The sequence below is a fragment of the Cognatiyoonia sp. genome, assembly GCF_965661665.1.
GTDB lineage: Bacteria > Pseudomonadota > Alphaproteobacteria > Rhodobacterales > Rhodobacteraceae > Cognatiyoonia.
On record NZ_CBFIEO010000005.1, the window covers coordinates 92,818 to 111,846 of the forward strand.

Sequence of the window (19,029 nt, forward strand, 5' to 3'; positions counted from 1 at the left end):
CAGCCCTTGGTAGCATATAGGGCAACCGCCGCAGCATTTGAGACGTTGAGCGATCCAAATCCCCCCAAATAGTCGATTTTCACCAATTGGTCGCAGGTCTCTTTCGTCTTGTCGCGCAATCCAGGGCCCTCGGCCCCCATGACCAAAGCAATGGCACGGTCGGTTTTCCCTGCGACGGCTGTCCCAATGGTCTCTTCCGCCTCGCCGTCCAACCCCAGCACCAGATAGCCCACCCTCTGCAGGTCTGTGATCGCATCCGCGAGGTTTCTGACGCGCACATAAGGCTGACGCTCCAAAGCTCCACTGGCGGTTTTGGCCAAGGCGCCCGTTTCTGGCGCCGCGTGCCGACTCATGGAGACAACTGCCCGCGCCCCAAACACCTCAGCCGAGCGTAGGATCGCCCCGACATTGTGCGGGTCAGTCACACGGTCCAGCAGCACAATCCGCGGCGGCATCGCGCCATCGCCCAGCGCCACATCCTCCAGCCGCCCCCAATCGAGCGGTTTAACTTCCAATGCCGCACCCTGATGCACAGATTGGGCATCAATCGGCGCTGCAAATTTGCGCGGGTCCGACATCTCTGGCTCCATGCCAGATGCAGCGACCGCTTCTTCCAATTTGTCGAGCGCGTTTTTGGTCAGAACAAGCCGCAGCTTCTGCCGCTTCGGGTTCAAAAGCGCATCGCGGACCGCATGCAATCCAAAGAGCCACACCGTCTCCGCCGCTGCTGCCCGCTTGGCCTGTTCCTTGGCCACAACCCACTTTGGTTTTTTCATATCACCCTCGGTCTGAACCCCGTGCTGATAACGAAGCAAACCACATCTGTGAAGCACCGCTTTTAAGGTTGACGCCTGTCAGCCCCAAGGATAATCAGCCCGTCAGTGGGCGACAGGCCGCAAGGTGTGGCAGGGGACTGTAACTCCCTCGCGGAGACGCACGCCTGGTTCGATTCCAGGGTCGCCCACCACTCTCCTACTGCATTTTTTTTCTTTTTTTTAAGGCTATACATGTCTCTATGGTCGGCTTTTTCGACACAATTTAGAGGGTTTTCGACACATGGTTGAGGCAAACGAGAGTGTCTCCAGGACGACAATAGTCCAAAGCTTCAGCTAAAACGGGAAGGTTAGATTTCGCCCCGGATGCAACTTCCTTAAATATGCGTTCGCACCCAACAACATCAAGAAGCTCCTCAAACGCTATGACGCATTCAAGGTCATGGTCTATCACGACCGGGGGGAGAAAGTGCGTGCGCTCTTTGATCGCGATAACCTTCCCAAGCCTGAGCGGAAACTGCGCAACAAGATCAAAGCCGCAGGGTTTTGGGTCCGGTAGAGACGTCGTGAACGAACCAAAGGCCTAGCTGGCAAAAACCCCTTCCATCTCCGCAAAACCCTTCACCTCAATGGGATTGCCAGAGGGATCGTTGAAGAACATCGTCCACTGCTCCCCCGGCTCCCCCTCAAATCGGACCAATGGGGGGATGACGAACGCGACACCGTAGTTCTCCAAGCGCTGCGCCAAGGCTTTCCAATCATCCAAAGGCAGCACAAACCCCAGATGCGGCATCGGCACCATCGTGTCGCCAACCTGCCCCGTCGCCGCTGTCACAAATGGCGTCCCGAGGTGGAGGCTCAATTGATGCCCAAACACATCAAAATCGACCCATGTTTCCGTCGACCGCCCCTCTTCTGCCCCCAGAGCACCGGAATAAAATTCTCGCGCAGCGCGCAAATCCGTGACGTGGAAGGCCAAATGGAAGGGATAGCGCATTTTTTAGTCCTTTTTGTTTCACGACGTTGAGGGCACCGAAAATTGTGCCTAGAAAGTCCTCAACGACAGATGAGGGGAATTCCGATGTCCAACGATACTGACTACGGCTTTGACACGCTACAGATTCATGCAGGCGCGCGGCCTGATCCGGCAACCGGCGCGCGGCAAGTGCCGATCTACCAATCAACGGCCTATGTGTTCCGTGATGCGGACCACGCCGCCGCTTTGTTCAACTTGCAAGAGGTGGGCTATATCTACTCTCGCCTGACCAACCCCACGGTTGCTGCGCTGCAAGAGCGTTTGGCAACTTTGGAAGGCGGCGTTGGCGCCGTGTGCTGCTCGTCCGGCCACGCGGCACAGATCATGGCGCTTTTTCCGCTGATGGGTCCGGGCCTCAACATCGTGGCCTCCTCCCGTCTCTATGGCGGCACTGTCACGCAGTTCAGCCAGACCATCAAACGCTTCGGCTGGTCCGCCAAGTTCGTGGACTTTGACGATCATGACGCTGTGAAGGCCGCGATCGACGACAACACTCGCGCTGTATTCTGTGAGGCGATTGCCAACCCCGGCGGTCATATATCTGACCTCGATGCTATCTCTGCGATCTCAGATGATGCTGGCATCCCGCTCATCGTTGATAACACATCGGGCACTCCATACCTCTGCCGCCCGATTGAACACGGCGCGACATTGGTTGTGCACTCGACCACGAAATACCTCACTGGCAACGGCACCGTCACAGGCGGCTGCGTCATCGACAGCGGCAAGTTTGACTGGTCCGCGAATGACAAGTTCCCGTCCCTCAGCCAGCCAGAGCCCGCCTACCACGGCCTGAAATTCGCCGAAACCTTCGGCCCCCTCGCCTTTACCTTTCACGGTATTGCCATCGGTCTGCGCGACCTCGGTATGACGATGAACCCGCAAGCGGCACATTACACGCTGATGGGGATCGAAACCCTGTCTTTGCGGATGGAAAAGCATGTGGAGAACGCGCGTAAGGTCGCCAAATGGCTCGAAGACGATCCGCGCATTGACTACGTGACCTACGCGGGCCTCGAAAGCTCTCCCTACTACGGGCTCATCGAAAAAATCTGCCCACGCGGTGCGGGGGCGCTGTTCACTGTCGCGGTCAAAGGCGGCTACGACGCTTGTATGAAACTGGTCGACAACCTCGAGATCTTCTCGCACGTAGCGAATTTGGGCGACACGCGCAGCTTGATCATTCACTCCGCCAGCACAACCCACCGCCAGCTGACAACCGAACAGCAAGAAGCCGCAGGCGCGGGTCCGAACATCGTGCGTCTGTCCATCGGCATCGAAGATGCCGATGACATCATTGCAGACCTCGATCAAGCGCTGTCTAAGGCTACTGCCTAATCAGGCGATCCAATGGCGTAGGTCATTGTAACGCTTGCAGAAATCGTGATGTTGCCGCTCGCTATCGAGACGGCGGCATCTTCCGTTGTAGCCGACATTTCAAACTGCAAACTTGGGCCACAACTGCCACACTCGTTGAGCAGCATCAGCGCCCCCAATTCCACACCAGCAGCCGCTGCAAGGGTCTGCGCCTTTTGCGCAGCATCCGCAACGGCGGCCTGCTGCGCTGCCGTCTTCAGCGCCGCCCTGTCCTCAATTTCAAAGCGAAGCCTTTGCATCTCATTGGCTCCCGCACCCAGCACGCGATCCAAAATCACACCCAGCCGATCCAATTTGCGCACGCGCAATGACACGGTCGAACGCGCACTATAACCGGTGATTTTTGGCACAGACTCGTTGAGCGGTACTCACGCTCAGCCGACAGGCTCAAACCGCTGGTCTGGATGTCAGCGGGATCAATATCAATCTTATCCAGTTGTTCAAACACGCCATTAAGACTGCTCGTAAGCTCCTCCATAGCTTCATTCGTCGTTGGCTGAATCACAAGCACGCCCACCACAATCTACGCCATTTTAGGCACCGCAGACACCTGCCCCTGTCCTGAAACGGTGATCTGGCCGCTGCCATCGACTGCGACAGCTATTTGCGCGGCCACCAAAAACGCAGCCCCTAAAATTGAGCGAATGAAAACCATGAACAAATCTCCTTGCTTCGAAGTCTTGGTTTCTTTCCACTACGGCTCAGATCATTGCGAATTCCTTGCAAGAAATCGTGCAAAACCTTGGATTTGGCGAGAAAACGCTATAAACTTTTGGTCGATGTAATTACATGTATTGCTGTTCTGTCGAAGATGCTAAGGGCATGGCATGACGCCGAATTTCGCACTGTCGCTGTCGTTTGAAGGCATACGCCTGCTGCACCGGGTTCCGGGCGGCTGGCATGTGATCGGCGAAGTGGCACCAGATGCGGACGATTTGGCCGGCGGTCTTACGGATTTGCGCCAAAAGGCAATGGCGTTGGAACCAGGTCCAGTCCACACCAAACTGATCATTCCAGCCGATCAGATCAGATTCATCACCATCGACACCGCGCAAACCTTGGAAGAAGATATAACCGCCGCGCTAGATGGCGCGACGCCCTATGCGGTCGATGAGTTGGAGATTGATTTTGACCGCACCGGCGGGCGCACCTACATCGCCGCCGTCGCGAAAGAGACGCTTGAAGAGGCTGAAGCCTTCGCGATTGAGCATAAGTTTGAGCCAGTGGCGTTTATCGCGGAGCCGGAACCCCTCACCTTCCGACGAGAAATTTTCTTTGGCTCAACCGACACAGCCACAAAGAACGGGCTGGCGGAAAAGATCGGCCGCGAAAATGAACTCATGGCGATTGTGGGCAGCGCAACCCTGCCGGAGCCGGACGTCGTCGAGGACGACGCACCTGTTATCGCAGAAGATGAACCCCTCGCCCCATTTGTCTTTGCCTCCGCCCATCGGAAACCAGCACCAGACACCATCGCCGAAACCGAGGACAGTGAAGCGCTCGATGCAGTCGCCGAGGATGACGCATCCATCGAAGACAATATCGTCGAAGATGAGGCGGAAGCGATCGAAGCCGCGGATGAAGCAGAGCCAGTTGACGACGATGAGCTTGCCCCGGACGAGAATGACACGCCTCCCCCCGTCTTCGGCACCCGCCGTGAACCTAGCATCACGCCGCCCAGTGCTGCACCCGCAGTTGGCGCCGCTATGGCGACAAGCGCCCCGCCATCAAAACCCATCGTCTTGCAGCCAGAGCTAATCGAGTCAGACGCTAGCGTCTCAACAGCGGATCAGAGACAGGGCAAACGCAGTAAGAAAGAAGCCGAACAGCTCACCGTTTATGGCGCGCGCGGCCGCGATAAAGTAGGCGGCAAGCCACGCTTCCTCGGCCTGATGCTGATGGGTGCGCTGGTCGTGTTCCTGTTCCTCGTCGCGATCTGGGCCAACACATTGGGTGAAGATGGCATCGCTGGATGGTTCGCCCCTCCTATGATTATCGAACCCGAAACAATCACCCCGTTGGAAACCGACGTGGTCCTGACCGACCCACAGCCTGAAGCCACGCCAGAACCCGCAGCCGAGGTCGTTGTAGAAACCGCACCCGCCGATGTCGAAACGACGGAGGTAGAAACGGCAGCGTTCACAACGCCGACGCCAGAATTAGCGCCAGAAACGCCTGCCCTGCCTGTCCTCCGCCAGACCATCGGCCGCGTTCTGTCACCAGCAGAAGCAGATCGCATCTATGCCGCTACCGGCGTTTATCAACGCGCACCTCGCCTCCCACTGTTGCCAGAAGGTGGGTCGCTTGATGGGTTCATTCCAGCCAAGTCTGTGATTTCGCAAGGTCGTCTGGATCAGGTTTTGATACCGCCGTCAGAGGCGCTTCTGCCCGATCCGCTCTTCGCCACGCCGCGCAACCCGCCACCTGCAGGCGTTACATTCGCACGTGACCTGCGCGGCTTCATTTTGGCAACGCCAGAGGGGACGGTTACACCCGACGGCGCCATCGTTTTTGCCGGCGCACCTGACAAAATACCCCCCTTCCGCCCAGGGACAGAGGTGCCGGATGTCGTGATTGAACGCCCATTAACGGGCGGCAACGCACCCTTGGTTCTGGTTGCGGGTCCGCCGCCCAAACTGCCACCGCTCCGCCCTGCTGGGCTGGCCCCACTGCCGGAAGCGCTCGCAGATGCGGCAGGCGACAACAATTCGGTTCTGACCAGTACAGACGACCTTTTTGTTCTGGCCGGTGCCCCCCTGCGTAAACCGCCGCTGCGGCCGGATGATTTCGCGTCGCGACTGCCGGAGCCAGAACCAGAAGTAGTGGAAGTCCCCGAAGTCGTTATCGCTGACGAGACGCCAACGTTCCCCACAGAGCCGGACCTTCCAAACGAGCCTGATCTGCCGACCGACCTCGCGCAAACAGGCGATCTAGCTGAGACGGCTGCACTTGAGCTTGCCGCTGTCGTTGTCAATCCAACTGATCGCATCAGCTCATCGGGCGCAGCACTTGCCAACTTCCGGCCCAGCGTGCGCCCTGCGGTCTTGGCACCGCAAAGCGGTGGCTTGCTCGATCTCGCGAACCCTACACTCGCTGGCTACCGCCCTGCCCTGCGCCCCGCACAACCGCTCAGCCTCTTGGCAATCGCTGATCCTGAGCTTGCTGGCTTCCGCCCCAACGTCCGGCCCGCTGGCCTCGTCAACGTTCCGACGCCCGCCGACAATGACATCACATCAGTCCTTGCCGCCATCTCCGATGCCGCACCATCGTCGCCCTTCGTAACACCCACATCGCTCGCTGTAGTCAATTCCGAACGCCCCAACACACGCCCCCGCAACTTCGCTCAAATTGTCGCGCGGGCGGATAGAACAGCACCGCAAGCAACACGCGCATCAGCGGCTGCACCAGCGGTCATCAGGGGGCCAACACCCGGCGGCGTGGCTCGCGCCGCGACCATCGACAACGCAATCCGCTTGCGAGACATCAACCTAATTGGTGTTTATGGGCGCGCGTCCAACCGGTATGCCCTCGTACGTTTGTCGAACGGGCGTTATCTGCGGGTCAGCCCCGGCGACCCGTTGGATGGTGGCAGCGTCACCGCGATCGGCGAATCCGCGTTGAACTACGTCAAACGCGGCCGCACCTATACGTTGGAAATCCCGTCAGACTGATCAGCCGTCCGCAACACCCGCCTCGGCGAATGTCGCCATACCCGAATGACAGGCGACTGCGCCCTTCAGCACACCCAATGCCAAGGCCGCGCCTGACCCTTCGCCCAACCGCAAACCAAGGCTCAACAAAGGCTCTTTCCCAAGGCTCTTGAGCAACCGCTCATGCGAACCTTCGGCGCTCAAGTGACCCGCGACAACGTGATCGAGCGCGCCAGCTTCTGCGACCTGCAGCGCAGCCGCAGCCGCCGAACAAATGAAGCCATCGAGGATGACAGGAATGCCCTTGGCCCGTGCCGACGCAATCGCACCGGCCATTGCCGCCAACTCGCGCCCGCCAAGGCACCGCAGCGCTTCGAGCGGGTCTTTGATCGCATCCGCATGAAGCGCCAAGCCCTTGTTTACAACCTCGGTCTTTCGCGCCAAACCAGCATCATCCACTCCCGTCCCACGACCCGTCCAGTCAGCAGCGTCGCCACCCAAAACTGCCGCAGCAACAGCCGCAGCTACAGTTGTGTTGCCGATGCCCATCTCGCCCGCCACCAGCACATCCGCGTCAGGATCAACGGCGTTCCACCCTGTCGCCAGAGCAGCCACAACCTCATCTTCGGTCATTGCCGGCGTTTGCGTGAAATCAGCGGTCGGCGTGTCAAGGTCGAGCGCGTGGACATCCATTTTCGCGCCAAACGCTTTTGACAGCTGGTTGATTGCCGCACCGCCATGCTCAAAATTCGCCACCATCTGAACGGTCACTTCTGGCGGGAACGCGGATACGCCCTGCGCGCAAACCCCGTGGTTGCCCGCAAAAACAATGACCTGAGGCCGCTCTACCGATGGTGTCGCACTGCCACGCCATCCCGCATACCAGATTGCCAAATCCTCAAGCCGACCCAGCGCGCCTGGCGGCTTGGTCAATTGCCCATTCCGCTCCTCCGCAGCGGCCTTGGCCGCTGTGTTGTGGTTAGGGGCTTTGGCCAAGATGTTCCTAAACTCTGCCAAAGTGGAAAACGGTGCGCACATCGTGACCTCATTGCGTTATCAATGTGAGTTGTCTAACGATCTTTGGTGGAATGAAAAGCGCATTACGAGGCGGGTTTTTGCAAAATCACGACATAAAGCCCAACGTCATTTGGCATGATTATGCGGCAGCCCTCGGGTTGCTGACGCGCCTGCGTATTCCGGTCGACAGAGACCGCGCGATGGCACGCGGTTCCGGCTCTGCTTGGGCCTATCCATTGGTGGGATTGGTGGTCGCTTTGATCGTGTTGCTGACCGCATCTGCAGCCTTGTGGATCGGATTGGATGCGTCCATCGCGGCGGGACTCTGCCTTCTCGTGTCCATCGTGATCACAGGTGCGATGCACGAAGACGGCTTGGCCGACAGTGCCGACGGGCTCTGGGGCGGTTGGACGGTCGAGCGTCGGCTGGAGATCATGAAAGACAGCCGGATCGGCACCTATGGAGTGCTGGCTTTGGGTCTGTCCCTACTCCTGCGCTACGCGGCGACTCTTGGATTGATCCATGCGGGCGTCCTTTGGCAAGGCATCCTGATCGCAGCCATCGGCAGCCGCGCCGTCATGCTTACGCTCATGGGATCGTTGGAGAACGCGCGAAAAGATGGCCTCAGCCGTTCCGTTGGGCGTCCTGCGACGGCAACAATGATTTCAGGCGTTGCGTTAGGCACGGCCTGTATCGGCATCATCGGTGGTTGGTATGTGCTGAACTTCGCGCTTGTCGCAGCGATTGCAAGCCTGACCTGTGCTGCCATCGCGAAACGGAAGATCGGCGGGCAAACGGGGGATATCCTCGGCGCGTCGCAACAAGTGTCCGAGATCGCCCTTCTCGCGACAGCCTTGGCGGTTTTGGCCTAGCAGGCCATCACAGCAGCAAAGGCCGTGCGGCCGGTATCAGTCCTGATCACTCGGGTCGAGAAATCCCCGTCATAGGTCACGGCCAACAACTCCGACCAGTCAGCACTCGCAACGATCATCTCAGGCCCCTGCCCGCAGAAGCAGATGCCGCCTGCGATGTCCGGTTCCCCAATGCGGTGGTTCGTAACGCCAGCAATGGAATCAACCAACTCCAAGCCATCACCTTCGACCCGCACGACGCGAATGGTCTTCGCCAAATATGCGCGATCGACATAGGCAATCTCAACCACGCCATCACCATCCGGATCAGCCGCGCCCATGATCGCCAGCCAGCGGAACTGCTGCCCAATCGGCGTGCCCTCTACAATCAGCTTAATCGCTCCGCCGTCTTCGATCTCATCCCAAATGCGGATCGCGGCGCCTGCGTCGAAATAAGAAAACAAAGTCAAAACCTCATTCGACCCGTCCCCATCAAGGTCAATGAGCCATGGCGGTATGTGCTCATAAACGCCACCAACTGCATCGGTTGCAAGGGTGGTCCCGTCGCTTAATTCTAATTGTAAACGTGCATATTCACCGCCCGGAACAACGTTGTGACCATATTAGGAGGTTGGATATTGAAAAGTCGCCGATACGATCTCGGCCTGCGCAGCACCTGCAAAAAGCGCTGCCGCCAGACCAACCGTTTTGATCAAATCTGACGCTCTGGCATTTGGACGCGCAAGCCGTCCAATTGATCTGTCACCTTGATCTGGCATGTCAGACGAGACGTAGTCTCGTTGGGCTCAAACGCAAAGTCGAGCATGTCTTCTTCCATACCGTCTTTTGCAGGCAGCTTCTCCAACCAAGCCTCATCCACGTAAACGTGGCATGTCGAACAGGCACAGGCTCCACCACAATCCGCTTCGATCCCCGGAATGCCGTTATCACGCGCGCCTTCCATGACGGTCAGGCCGTTTGCGACGTCAACAACATGTTCTTTACCGCCGAATTCGACATAGGTGATTTTTGCCATACCGCGTGTTCCTCTTAAGATTTCGCCTGCGTTCTGCGTAATTTAGGGCTGTCACTCCCGATCTGCCAGTGGCAAAAAGCGCGCCATCTGCAACGGATGCGACATTCACCGCTGAAATCCGATCAAATCTAATTTGATTGGCGCCAAACTGGCGTATCCCTAGCGCTATTAAGAAGTTGACCCCATATTGCTTGGCCTCTTGTGCGCGTGCAGTTAGATTGCGCCGCCTGAAGATCCTGCGCCAGAGCCGATCCTTTTTGCATTCGGTGATATTGAGACGCGGGCAGACGGCCGCTGTTTCGCCACCGTCAGAGGACCAGATTGGTTTGAAACGGGATCAGACAGATTGAGGTGATCCCAGAGACACGGGCAGCCGACGGACGAGTCCTGAATCCTGCCATCTTCAACAACGAAGCCCAGCGCGTCCGCATCACCAGCGACGATATTCAACAGTTTGAAACGGTGTGCCCGCCGACCTACACGCTCAACTTTGTCGCATCACTGCAAAGGACATTGCTGGCGCGCGGTGAATTCACGGGCGCGATCACAGGGCTGATGGATGAGCCAACCAGCACTGCGATCCAGCTTTATCAGGAGCGGCGCGGCCTCAACAGCTCAATCCTTGCACTCCAGACGGCGCAAATACTCGGATTGATCGGCGTTGCCAACGAATAAGGGCGCACCCGCCAGTACGCCCTTAAAATCTTCAATTTGCGGTGCTTACTCTACGAGGCTTAGTGCCACAAACCGCGGATCACCGCCGCGACGCACCAGCAGCAACAGCGATGTGCGCCCAGCGTCTGACGCCTCCATGATGCGGGTTTCGAAATCCTCGATGCTGATCACCTTCTGCTGACCGGCTTCTGTGATCACGTCCCCTTCGACAAGTCCTTTGGAGGCTGCCACTGAGTCTGGATCAATAGCAGTGATGACCAAACCGTCGTCAGAATTCAGGTTGTACTGATCTTTCAGATCATCGGTCACTGTCGACAAAGTCAGACCGAGGAATTGCGATGGCTCCGGCTCAACCTCTTCCGGCGCTGGAAAGGCGACAGCTTCAGCTGTCTCGCGGCGTCCCAGCACAACGGTCAGATCCTGAGATTCCCCATTGCGCAGAACGGTCACAGCCACTTCCTTGCCCACGGGTGAGTTGCCGACGATACGGACAAGCTCGCGGGTGTCTTCGATCTCCACACCGTCAAAGACAGTGATGACATCGCCAGATTCCATGCCAGCATCTTCCGCTGGTCCCGGTGGAACTTCTGTCACCAGTGCGCCATTGGCAGACAGCAAACCTTCGATCGCATCGATCATGTCGGGTGTGACGTCTTGAATACGCACGCCCAACCAACCGCGACGGGTTTCGCCAAACTCACGTAGCTGATCGACCACGTTCGTTACTACGGCAGAGGACATCGCGAACCCAATGCCAATCGAACCACCTGTTGGTGACAAGATCGCCGTGTTCACACCGATGACCTCACCATCCATGTTGAAGAGCGGGCCACCAGAATTACCACGGTTGATTGCCGCATCGGTTTGAATGTAGTCATCATAAGTTCCGGACAACGCACGATCACGGGCTGAGACGATACCAGCAGAGACGGAGAATCCCTGCCCCAACGGATTGCCCATCGCCATCACCCAATCACCCACGCGGGCGCCTTCGGCGTTGCTGTCGCCGAACTCGACAAAAGGCAGACCTTCAAGGTCGACTTTCAGCACGGCAATGTCTGTGTTTGGATCAGTGCCAACCAGTTCGGCAGGCACACCAGGTTCACCACCTGGAAAGAATTCGATCAGAATCTCATCCGCCCCTTCGATCACATGGTTGTTGGTGACGATGTAGCCATCTTCCGAAATGACGAAACCTGATCCCAAAGCCGAAGAACGTCGCTGGCGGTCGTTGTCGCCTTCGGGCTGAAGGTCATTAAAGAAATCCTCAAACGGGCTACCTTCAGGTACAACGCCTTGCGGCCCATTGCGGCCTGCAACGACGGTTGAGGTGGTGATGTTTACAACGCTCGGGCTCACCTGCTCTGCCAGATCGGCGAATGTCCCCGGACGGTCTTGCGAAAATGCGGGCGTTGCTTGCGCCAGCATCATAGCAAGGACGAGCGCGGTTCCCGTAATCAACGCCATTAACGTGCGGCGCGGGGATACAGCTTTTTTTTGAACGAACAAGGCCTCTGATCTCACGGCTCTCTCCTTAGTTCGAATGTGGTCTTGCCTGACGGCTTTTTCTGAGTGTCTGATGAATAATGTAGGGCGCCAAGAGTTCAACGCAAACGTCTATCGCGCTGCTTCAAACAGACGTGATGTGAAGAACTGCGTAATTTCTTAGGAAAGTCTGCACAATGATTAGGGCTCCGACACGGGACCGCACCTAGAGTCCGGCCGCGCGTGCACCCCAAAGCAACATCGCCCCGATCACCATCGCCAGAAACCCCATCAGACGGCGCTGTTCCACGGGCAGTGATTTCAACGCCGTCAACAGGTCTTCGATAAGCGAAGGGGCCAATGCGTACACCAGCCCCTCAATCAACAGGACCAAACCGAGGCCCAGTAAGATGTATGCGATCATTCGGAGGCCGCGCCCGTATCAGACTTCAAGTAGTTGAAGAACTCGTTGTCTGGGCTCAGAACCATCGTCGAATTACCCGGCCGCAAGGAGCGTGCATAGGCGGTCATGGAGCGGTAGAATTCGAAAAATTCTGGATCCGCACCAAAGGCTTCTGCGAAAATACGGTTGCGTTCGGCATCCGCCTCACCCTGAATAATCTGGCTTTCGCGACGCGCTTCTGAGGTCAGTTCGACCACAGTCCGGTCCGCTTGCGCACGGATACGCTGCGCGGCTTCGTTACCGCGGGCAATCTCGTCCACCGCTTCACGGTTCCGTTCTGCCTTCATCCGCTCATAAGTCGCGTTCAAGTTGGCCGGCGGCAGGTCGGTGCGCTTCAAACGCACGTCGATGACCTGAAGGCCCAGCCCCTGCGCTTCTGCAATTGCGCCGTTTCTGATGCGCAGCATCAGTGCGGCACGGTCGATCGACAGGATGTCATTGGAGCTTACAGAACCCAGAACTTCCCGTGTTTCCGCACGCAGGATCGAATCCAGACGACGCGCAGCGGTCTCTTCACCACCACCACCGACAGCCTCACGGAAGCGAGTGATATCAGCGATCCGGTACCGAGCAAAGGCGTCAACGATCAAACGACGATCGTCAGAAGGCGTGACTTCGATCGGGTCGAGGTCGCGCGACAGAATACGATCGTCATAGCGCACCACATCCTGAATAAACGGGATCTTGAACCCAAGACCAGGCTCTTCCTGAACCTTCACGATTTGACCAAACTGCAGCACGAGGGCTTTCTGCCGTTCATCCACGATGAAGAGCGATGATGCGATGCCCACCACAACAAGGAAAGCAACGATAAGCAATGCGATTGAGCGGTTCATTAGTTCGACCTTCCGCTGTTATTGGTGTTCGAGCGAAGTTCGTTCAGTGGTAGGTATGGGACAACGCCCTGACCGCCTGATCCGTTCGTGTCATCCAGAAGGATGATGTCGATGCCGCCAAGGACATTCTCCATCGTCTCAAGATAGATCCGCTTGCGGGTCACTTCTGGAGCGCTTTGGTATTCTTCCAAAACAGAGCTAAAGCGGCTCGCCTCACCCAGCGCTTCGTTCACCACGCGCGCACGATACCCTTCGGCCTGCTCCAGCAACTGCGCCGCTTCACCACGGGCCAGCGCAAGCTGTTCGTTGGCGTAAGCGTCCGCACGGTTCTGCAACCGGTCGCGTTCCTGTTCGGCGTCCTGTACCTCACGGAAGGCAGCGATAACCGGCTCCGGCGGGTCGGCTTTGTCAAAGTTCACACGCACGATGTTCACGCCGGACTGGTAGCTGTCGAGGGTGTTTTGAATGTCAAGCTGAAGGCGATCTGCAATCGCACCACGGTCTCTGTTCAGGATTGGCGCCAATTCAGACTGCGCGATAATCTCGCGCATCGCGGATTCAGCCACCGCCTCAATCGTCAGGGGCGGATCAGCGAGGTTGAACAGGTATTCCCGCGGATCGGTGATGTTCCAAACAACTTGGAAGTCGATGTCGACGATGTTCTCGTCACCGGTTAGCATCAAACCCGCATCACTGCCTGCACGGCTTGTGCCAATCTCTATGTTGCGTTCGGTCGTCACTGCCAAAACTTCGCGCGTGACCAGCGGCCAAGGGGCAAAATTCAAACCGGGACCGTTGGTGGACATGTACTCACCAAGGAACAGTTCAACTGACTGCTCTTCCGGGGCCACGGTATAGAATGACGCCATGCCCCACAGCACAACGGCTGCAATCGCCCCGAGACCCAGCGTGCCGCGCGTGATCGCTGGACCACCTTTGCCACTGCCGCCAGAACCGTTCTGGCCGCCGCCACCGCCGCCCATGAGAACGCGGAGTTGCTCACGGCCCTTGTTCACCAGATCGTCAATCTCTGGAATTTGCGGGTTATTGTCCTGACCGGGTCTGCGCGGCGGACGGTTGCGATCATCGCCGCCACCATTGTTGCCACCGCCGTTGTTTCCACCACCGCCCCACGGGCCGCCGTTGTTTCCTGCCATGTTCTGGTTTGCTTCCTTGCTAATCGCCCTGGCTTTGGGCCTTGGAACTAAAATGATCTTTTTTGTCGGATTTTCAAGTTGTCCGCGTTGGTTCTTTCATCGTGACCAGCTCTTCCGCCATCGTCGGGTGAACCGCGCAAGTTTGGTCGAATTGTTCTTTCGTCGCGCCCAGTTTCACCACGATACCAGCAAGCTGGATCATCTCGCCTGCATGGTCTGCGACGATGTGACATCCCAAAACAACACGGGTCGCTTTGCTGACGATGAGCTTCATCAAAACGCGATCTTCACGGCCTGCAAATGCATGGTGCATCGGCTTGAAGCTGGTGGAATAGACCTCGATCGGTTCTTGCGCCGCCGCCTGCTCCTCCGTCAGGCCAATCGTGCCAAATTCAGGCTGCGTGAAAACGGCTGACGGGATCAACTCATGATCGACAGGGGTCGGATTGCCGTGAAACACCGTTTCGACAAAGGCCATACCTTCGCGGATCGCCACCGGCGTCAGTTGCACACGGTTCGTCACATCCCCGATGGCATAGATTGAGGGCACGCTGGTCTGGCTATACTCGTCAACGACGACCTCGCCCTTACTCCCAATCTCAACACCCACCTGTTCGAGGCCCAGCCCGTCCGTGTTGGCGCGGCGACCTGTGGCAAACAGCACTTGGTCATACAGTTGCTCACCACCCTCAGTATCTTTCACCCAAACACCGCCGTCCCGCTTTTGCAGTTCTTCGACGTTGACACCAAGGCGTAGGTTTACGCCACGCTTGACCATATCCTCAGCCACAATTGTACGCGCTTCGTCGTCGAACCCACGCAAGATCTGTTCGCCGCGGTAGAATTGATCCACCTCGACGCCAAGCCCGTTCATGATTCCTGCAAACTCCGACGCGATATAACCGCCTCCGACAATCAGCATCTTCTTTGGGAACTCATCGAGCAGGAACAGCTCATTTGAGGAAATCCCATGCTCCGCCCCAGGCGTCCCCGGCACAACCGGATAGCAACCCGTCGCAATCAAAATATGCTTTGCGGTGACTTCGGTGCCATCAGACAAGGACACCGTGTGCGGATTTTTGAGCGTTGCCCGCGCATCGTGGATCGCAACATCATTGTTGGACAAGATACTACGATAAATCCCCTCCAGCCGATCTAATTCGGCGTGCAATTTCGGGCGAAATTTCGACCAGTTAAACGTGCCCACGTCCAAATCCCAGCCATAGGATTGCGCATCTTCGAACATGTCGCTGAACTCACTGGCGAACACCATCAGCTTTTTGGGAACACAGCCGCGGATCACGCATGTCCCGCCCATGCGGGACTCTTCGGCCAATCCAACTTTTGCGCCGGTCTGTGCCGCCACCCGCGCCGCGCGCACACCACCGGACCCACCGCCGATCACAAACAATTCATAATCAAACGTCGCCATCGGCTTGTCCCATCACTTCAAAATCGTTTGGCGGAACCTTTGAGGCTCCGCGTAAGGTTTCAACAAAGCTCGCAGCCCGTTTCGCCGCTACAAACTTCGCGCGATCAATCGGTGACAGCTCTGATGACATGGTACTCTCCTCAGGTTTGGACGCATTATAGAGGAATGCCACCTCCCATGCGAGGGGCCAATCGCCGATTCGCAGCGTTTCAGTCGCGCAAAAGCACCCCCATCGGTCGCATTAGCGCGGCTTGTGGTCAGCAACGCACTCTATAGGATTGAAAGCGAGGCTTTTGCCGCCACGATCAAGATAAGAAAGCATGCCCTGATGTTCCTGTCGGTGTTTGATATGTTCAAGGTGGGCGTCGGGCCCTCCTCCTCCCACACCATCGGCCCAATGGTGGCCACCAACCGGTTTTTGGATCATCTGCGCAACCAACCATTTGAGGTTAAGGGCCTTCGCGCATCGCTCCACGGGTCGCTTGCGTTCACGGGTGTCGGCCACGCCACGGACCGCGCTGTTATCCTGGGGTTGGCCGGCATGCAGTCGGACAACTACGACGCAGCAAAGGCCGACGCTGAATTGGCCCGCATCGCGGCAGACAAGACGGTCCACCCAGACGGATTGGGCGAGCTGAGCTTTGACCCCAAGGCTGATGTCATCTTCAATTACGACGACATCCTGACTGGGCACTCCAACGGTATGAAACTTTACGCCAAAGACGCGCAAGGCGACGTGATTATCGAGGAAACATACTACTCTATCGGTGGTGGGTTCGTGCTAACAGCGAAAGAACTGGCCGATGGGAAAGCCACCGACACCGGCGCGCCCGTCCCATTCCCGTTCCAGTCGGCGGCAGAGATGCTGGAGCTGGCGAAAACCTCCGGGAAATCCATCGCGGATATGAAGCGCACGAATGAGCTCTCACGGATGAAGCACAGCGACCTCGACGCTGGCCTCACCCGAATTTGGGAAGTGATGAACGCCTGTATTGATCGCGGGATCAGCAGTGAAGGCATCCTGCCCGGTGGTCTCAGCGTGCGCCGCCGCGCCAAAGGCATCTATGACGCGCTTATGGCCGAACGCGGCATGAACCTCACCGCGCCGCACACGATCAACGACTGGATGTCGACCTATGCGATGGCAGTGAACGAAGAAAACGCCGCTGGCGGCCAAATCGTCACCGCGCCCACCAATGGCGCGGCGGGCGTCGTCCCCGCCACCATCCGATATTGGTTGGACCACGTCCCTGGCGCGACGGTCAGCAAAGTCCCCGAATTCCTGCTCACCGCCGCCGCTATCGGCGGGCTCATCAAATACAACGCCTCAATCTCCGGCGCGGAATGCGGGTGCCAAGCGGAAGTGGGCAGCGCGGCGGCAATGGCGGCATCCGGCCTCTGCGCTGTGATGGGTGGCACGCCAGAGCAGATCGAAAACGCCGCTGAAATCGCGCTTGAACACCACCTCGGCATGACCTGCGATCCGGTCAAAGGTCTCGTTCAAGTGCCCTGCATCGAACGCAACGGCCTTGGCGCGATCAAAGCCGTCTCCGCCGCGTCGCTCGCCATTCGTGGGGATGGCAAGCATCTCGTCCACCTCGACGTGGCGATCGAGACGATGCGCCAAACCGGTCAGGACATGAGCGAGAAGTACAAAGAAACCGCTCTCGGTGGCCTCGCCGTGAACGTACCCAACTGCTGATGGCGGACCGCGTCGGCATAGCGATGGCCCTGATGATCGGGTTTTGCATCACTGCCCCGATCTTGGACGTCTGCGCGAAATTAGCGGCGACAGAGATCCCCGTGGGCCAAATCACCGCCGCGCGGTTCTTGGTGCAAGCGGCGCTGATGATCCCAATGGTGTGGATTGCGGGCCAGTCCTTACGTTTGCCACCTAATACCCTCAGCTTGATGATTGCCCGCGCGCTTTGCCTGCTCGCCGCGACCTACTGCTTTATCGCCGCCATTCGCATCATGCCCATCGCCGACGCGCTTGCCATCGCCTTTGTGGAGCCGTTCATCATCCTGCTGATGGGTTATCTCGTCTTCCGCGACGCCATTGGCCCGCGTCGCATCATGGCCTGTGCGGTTGGCTTCACCGGCGCGCTATTGGTGATCCAGCCCAGCCTCGCCGTCTTTGGACCCGTGGCGTTCTACCCGCTCGGGACCGCTGTCACCTTCGCCGCCTATATGATCCTGACCCGCGGCCTCGCACCCAAAATCGGCCCTTTGCCGATGCAAGCGCAAACCGCGATCATCGCTTCTGCCATTTGTCTGCCAATCCTCTATTTCGGGAACGGTACTAGCGTCTTGGACATTGATCCCGTCATGCCACAAGGCATCTTCTGGATTTGGCTCTTGGGCGTCGGCCTGGCCGCAGCTGGGTCACACCTGATGATGACCTATGCGCTCTCCATGGCACCGGCGAGCACACTCGCCCCGCTACACTATCTGGAAATCGTCACCGCCGTGGCCTTTGGATACTTGATCTTTGGCGACTTCCCGAACTGGCTCACATGGACCGGCATTGGCGTGATCGTCAGCTCCGGCCTCTACGTTATTTTTCGAGAACGCCAGCAAGCACGTTTGGCAGCAATGCCCGCGGCACGGTGACGGCGACCGCGCCTGTCACATCAAACGATACGCTGCCAGCCACCGCTGCGTTCGACGAACTGATCAAACCGTCCAGCGCCAATTCAGCGCCCTCCAACTCCCACTTTAGCCCTTTCGATTGCACCTCTGCTGCGCCTAAAGGCAAGACGCCAACCCCCGCACCAACCGGCATTTCAATCCGCAAAGATCGGTCGCGGATCACACAGACCGCATCATCGCTGCCCAAGAAAACAACGTGGCAGCCAGGGCGCACCGCCGCCGCCCGCAATGCAGCAAATGTGTGATCAAGCCGCTGGCCCAAAAATCCTATCGCAACGAAGGCGGGCGCGGCCACGCGGTCTAAAACCTTCTCCAAATCGGTGGTATCTTGGCGGTCGATTTGATGGATTCGGTCGGCAAATGCCGCCCGCGCGGCGTCCGAAATGCTGTCCATATCCCCATATATCGCGTCTGGTGCCACTCCAGCAGACAACAGCTTGTTTGCCCCGCTGTCTGCGGCCACAACCTTTGGCGCTAACCCCATCGCAATGGTAAGATCATCGCTGTTCAGGTCAGCACCTCCCACCAATGTGACTGGTTCGGAACTGTTAACAATCACCGTCTAGACGCCTTTATTTGGGTCAGTTTC

At 57.9% G+C, this 19,029-nt stretch carries 19 protein-coding genes, 1 tRNA gene and 1 pseudogene; 7 read left to right on the forward strand and 14 right to left on the reverse strand.

The features are described from left to right. Positions 1–776 (reverse strand): 23S rRNA (guanosine(2251)-2'-O)-methyltransferase RlmB (rlmB, locus tag ACTF5F_RS04755; RefSeq protein ID WP_438955736.1); only part of this gene is annotated, 776 nt, incomplete at its 3' end. A gap of 107 nt (positions 777–883) precedes the next feature. Here rlmB and ACTF5F_RS04760 point away from each other — a divergent pair. Further along, a tRNA-Tyr gene (locus ACTF5F_RS04760) sits at positions 884–967 on the forward strand. Between the two features lie 389 nt (positions 968–1,356). Here the strand turns inward: ACTF5F_RS04760 and ACTF5F_RS04765 are convergent. After that, the gene (locus tag ACTF5F_RS04765) at positions 1,357–1,770 is read right to left on the reverse strand and encodes a VOC family protein (protein ID WP_438955737.1); all 414 of its coding nucleotides are present in this window, start codon (positions 1,768–1,770) and stop codon (positions 1,357–1,359) included. Between the two features lie 84 nt (positions 1,771–1,854). Between ACTF5F_RS04765 and ACTF5F_RS04770 the strand changes: the two genes are divergently transcribed. Beyond that, positions 1,855–3,147, forward strand: coding sequence for an O-acetylhomoserine aminocarboxypropyltransferase/cysteine synthase family protein (locus ACTF5F_RS04770; RefSeq protein WP_438955738.1), 1,293 nt, complete (start codon positions 1,855–1,857; stop codon positions 3,145–3,147). On the opposite strand, the pseudogene ACTF5F_RS04775 reads toward ACTF5F_RS04770, so the two are convergent. After that, positions 3,144–3,664 (reverse strand): annotated as a pseudogene (locus ACTF5F_RS04775) (SIMPL domain-containing protein). The gene ACTF5F_RS04770 and the pseudogene ACTF5F_RS04775 sit on opposite strands and share 4 nt — an antisense overlap. A 45-nt stretch (positions 3,665–3,709) precedes the next feature. Next, positions 3,710–3,841: a hypothetical protein gene (locus ACTF5F_RS04780; protein WP_438955739.1), complete on the reverse strand. Its 132-nt coding sequence runs from the start codon at positions 3,839–3,841 to the stop codon at positions 3,710–3,712. A 172-nt stretch (positions 3,842–4,013) separates the two neighbouring features. On the opposite strand from ACTF5F_RS04780, the gene ACTF5F_RS04785 reads away from it, so the two are divergent. Beyond that, a complete protein-coding gene (locus tag ACTF5F_RS04785) occupies positions 4,014–6,857 on the forward strand; it encodes a hypothetical protein (protein ID WP_438955740.1) in 2,844 nt (947 codons plus the stop codon). On the opposite strand, the gene cobT is transcribed toward ACTF5F_RS04785, so the two are convergent. Continuing rightward, positions 6,858–7,874, reverse strand: coding sequence for a nicotinate-nucleotide--dimethylbenzimidazole phosphoribosyltransferase (gene cobT / locus ACTF5F_RS04790; RefSeq protein ID WP_438955741.1), 1,017 nt, complete (start codon positions 7,872–7,874; stop codon positions 6,858–6,860). Positions 7,875–7,924: 50 nt separating this feature from the next. Here cobT and cobS point away from each other — a divergent pair, with 50 nt between their 5' ends. Next, complete coding sequence (cobS, locus tag ACTF5F_RS04795) at positions 7,925–8,725, forward strand: adenosylcobinamide-GDP ribazoletransferase (RefSeq protein WP_438955742.1); 801 nt, start codon at positions 7,925–7,927, stop codon at positions 8,723–8,725. Here the strand turns inward: cobS and ACTF5F_RS04800 are convergent. Together ACTF5F_RS04800 and ACTF5F_RS04805 are read right to left on the reverse strand one after the other, a co-directional pair. Beyond that, positions 8,722–9,168: a hypothetical protein gene (locus ACTF5F_RS04800; protein WP_438955743.1), complete on the reverse strand. Its 447-nt coding sequence runs from the start codon at positions 9,166–9,168 to the stop codon at positions 8,722–8,724. The two genes, cobS and ACTF5F_RS04800, sit on opposite strands and share 4 nt — an antisense overlap. Before the next feature lie 248 nt (positions 9,169–9,416). Next, the gene (locus tag ACTF5F_RS04805; protein ID WP_438955744.1) at positions 9,417–9,740 is read right to left on the reverse strand and encodes a 2Fe-2S iron-sulfur cluster-binding protein; all 324 of its coding nucleotides are present in this window, start codon (positions 9,738–9,740) and stop codon (positions 9,417–9,419) included. 351 nt (positions 9,741–10,091) lie between these two features. Here ACTF5F_RS04805 and ACTF5F_RS04810 point away from each other — a divergent pair, with 351 nt between their 5' ends. Further along, positions 10,092–10,415, forward strand: coding sequence for a peptidoglycan-binding domain-containing protein (locus ACTF5F_RS04810; RefSeq protein ID WP_438955745.1), 324 nt, complete (start codon positions 10,092–10,094; stop codon positions 10,413–10,415). A gap of 45 nt (positions 10,416–10,460) precedes the next feature. On the opposite strand, the gene ACTF5F_RS04815 is transcribed toward ACTF5F_RS04810, so the two are convergent. From ACTF5F_RS04815 to ACTF5F_RS04840, 6 genes are all read right to left on the reverse strand, one after another. After that, positions 10,461–11,882 carry a Do family serine endopeptidase gene (locus ACTF5F_RS04815; protein WP_438955792.1) on the reverse strand — a complete coding sequence of 474 codons (1,422 nt, stop codon included), beginning with the start codon at positions 11,880–11,882 and terminating at the stop codon, positions 10,461–10,463. Positions 11,883–12,126: 244 nt separating this feature from the next. Next, on the reverse strand, positions 12,127–12,324 hold the full coding sequence (locus tag ACTF5F_RS04820; protein ID WP_438955746.1) for a DUF2065 family protein: 198 nt from the start codon (positions 12,322–12,324) through the stop codon (positions 12,127–12,129). Further along, on the reverse strand, positions 12,321–13,199 hold the full coding sequence (hflC, locus tag ACTF5F_RS04825; protein ID WP_438955747.1) for a protease modulator HflC: 879 nt from the start codon (positions 13,197–13,199) through the stop codon (positions 12,321–12,323). Before hflC ends, ACTF5F_RS04820 begins: the two co-directional genes overlap by 4 nt. Continuing rightward, a complete protein-coding gene (gene hflK, locus ACTF5F_RS04830) occupies positions 13,199–14,356 on the reverse strand; it encodes an FtsH protease activity modulator HflK (RefSeq protein WP_438955748.1) in 1,158 nt (385 codons plus the stop codon). The genes hflC and hflK overlap by 1 nt, the downstream gene beginning before the upstream one ends. Positions 14,357–14,429: 73 nt before the next feature. Next, positions 14,430–15,788 (reverse strand): glutathione-disulfide reductase, encoded by a 1,359-nt coding sequence (gor, locus tag ACTF5F_RS04835; RefSeq protein WP_438955749.1) that lies wholly within the window; start codon positions 15,786–15,788, stop codon positions 14,430–14,432. Then, positions 15,775–15,918, reverse strand: a complete 144-nt coding sequence (locus ACTF5F_RS04840) for a hypothetical protein (protein ID WP_438955793.1) — start codon at positions 15,916–15,918, stop codon at positions 15,775–15,777. Before ACTF5F_RS04840 ends, gor begins: the two co-directional genes overlap by 14 nt. 198 nt (positions 15,919–16,116) lie before the next feature. Between ACTF5F_RS04840 and ACTF5F_RS04845 the strand changes: the two genes are divergently transcribed. Both ACTF5F_RS04845 and ACTF5F_RS04850 read left to right on the forward strand, forming a co-directional pair. Continuing rightward, on the forward strand, positions 16,117–17,490 hold the full coding sequence (locus ACTF5F_RS04845) for an L-serine ammonia-lyase (RefSeq protein WP_438955750.1): 1,374 nt from the start codon (positions 16,117–16,119) through the stop codon (positions 17,488–17,490). Further along, positions 17,490–18,401 carry a DMT family transporter gene (locus ACTF5F_RS04850; RefSeq protein ID WP_438955751.1) on the forward strand — a complete coding sequence of 304 codons (912 nt, stop codon included), beginning with the start codon at positions 17,490–17,492 and terminating at the stop codon, positions 18,399–18,401. The genes ACTF5F_RS04845 and ACTF5F_RS04850 overlap by 1 nt, the downstream gene beginning before the upstream one ends. Here the strand turns inward: ACTF5F_RS04850 and ACTF5F_RS04855 are convergent. After that, on the reverse strand, positions 18,346–18,999 hold the full coding sequence (locus ACTF5F_RS04855; RefSeq protein WP_438955752.1) for a thiamine diphosphokinase: 654 nt from the start codon (positions 18,997–18,999) through the stop codon (positions 18,346–18,348). The genes ACTF5F_RS04850 and ACTF5F_RS04855 overlap by 56 nt on opposite strands. Positions 19,000–19,029: the final 30 nt, after the last annotated feature.

Bases quoted from the DNA above. Each gene is read 5' to 3' on its own strand.
- gor (WP_438955749.1), bottom strand. From the start codon at position 15,788: ATGGCGACGTTTGATTATGAATTGTTTGTGATCGGCGGTGGGTCCGGT.
- cobS (WP_438955742.1), top strand. From the start codon at position 7,925: ATGAAAAGCGCATTACGAGGCGGGTTTTTGCAAAATCACGACATAAAG.
- ACTF5F_RS04840 (WP_438955793.1), bottom strand. From the start codon at position 15,918: ATGTCATCAGAGCTGTCACCGATTGATCGCGCGAAGTTTGTAGCGGCG.
- ACTF5F_RS04780 (WP_438955739.1), bottom strand. From the start codon at position 3,841: ATGGTTTTCATTCGCTCAATTTTAGGGGCTGCGTTTTTGGTGGCCGCG.
- ACTF5F_RS04845 (WP_438955750.1), top strand. From the start codon at position 16,117: ATGTTCCTGTCGGTGTTTGATATGTTCAAGGTGGGCGTCGGGCCCTCC.
- ACTF5F_RS04770 (WP_438955738.1), top strand. From the start codon at position 1,855: ATGTCCAACGATACTGACTACGGCTTTGACACGCTACAGATTCATGCA.
- ACTF5F_RS04815 (WP_438955792.1), bottom strand. From the start codon at position 11,882: ATGGCGTTGATTACGGGAACCGCGCTCGTCCTTGCTATGATGCTGGCG.
- ACTF5F_RS04765 (WP_438955737.1), bottom strand. From the start codon at position 1,770: ATGCGCTATCCCTTCCATTTGGCCTTCCACGTCACGGATTTGCGCGCT.
- cobT (WP_438955741.1), bottom strand. From the start codon at position 7,874: ATGTGCGCACCGTTTTCCACTTTGGCAGAGTTTAGGAACATCTTGGCC.
- ACTF5F_RS04785 (WP_438955740.1), top strand. From the start codon at position 4,014: ATGACGCCGAATTTCGCACTGTCGCTGTCGTTTGAAGGCATACGCCTG.
- ACTF5F_RS04850 (WP_438955751.1), top strand. From the start codon at position 17,490: ATGGCGGACCGCGTCGGCATAGCGATGGCCCTGATGATCGGGTTTTGC.
- ACTF5F_RS04820 (WP_438955746.1), bottom strand. From the start codon at position 12,324: ATGATCGCATACATCTTACTGGGCCTCGGTTTGGTCCTGTTGATTGAG.
- hflC (WP_438955747.1), bottom strand. From the start codon at position 13,199: ATGAACCGCTCAATCGCATTGCTTATCGTTGCTTTCCTTGTTGTGGTG.
- ACTF5F_RS04805 (WP_438955744.1), bottom strand. From the start codon at position 9,740: ATGGCAAAAATCACCTATGTCGAATTCGGCGGTAAAGAACATGTTGTT.
- hflK (WP_438955748.1), bottom strand. From the start codon at position 14,356: ATGGCAGGAAACAACGGCGGCCCGTGGGGCGGTGGTGGAAACAACGGC.